Below are 390 nucleotides of genomic sequence, written 5' to 3'. Positions count from 1 at the left end.
CTCGCCCGCGGCGATCGCGTGGCCGCGACTTCGCGCACCGTCGCATCGCTGACAGAAGCACTTGGCCCGGCCTCCGCACAGTTTCTTCCGCTGCAGGTATATCTTGGCGACGAACAGAGCATTGGCGACGCCATCGCGCAAACCATCGAGAAGTTCGGCAAAGTCGACGTGGTCGTCAACAATGCCGGCTATGCGCAACAAGGCACCGTCGAAGCGCTCTGCGACGACGAGTTGCGACGCAACTTCGACGTCAACCTGTTCGCGCCGCTGGCGGTGCTGCGGCACGTCCTTCCGCAATTGCGCGCGCAACGCAGCGGCCATGTGATCAACCTCTCGTCGATTGTCGGCTTTCAGGGCGGCTACGCGGGTTGGGGAAGCTATGTAGCGAGC

Annotated in this window: 1 protein-coding gene; it reads left to right on the top strand. The window is 63.1% G+C overall.

What is annotated here, in order from left to right; genetic code table 11:
- A partial coding sequence (locus tag EN824_RS33635) for an SDR family NAD(P)-dependent oxidoreductase (RefSeq protein ID WP_135933172.1) occupies positions 1–390 on the top strand: 390 nt, incomplete at both ends.

This window comes from Mesorhizobium sp. M8A.F.Ca.ET.181.01.1.1, assembly GCF_004792025.1.
Lineage (GTDB): Bacteria > Pseudomonadota > Alphaproteobacteria > Rhizobiales > Rhizobiaceae > Mesorhizobium.
The sequence above is the reverse complement of the archived record's forward strand: the minus strand, read 5'-3'. Positions and strand labels throughout refer to the sequence as shown.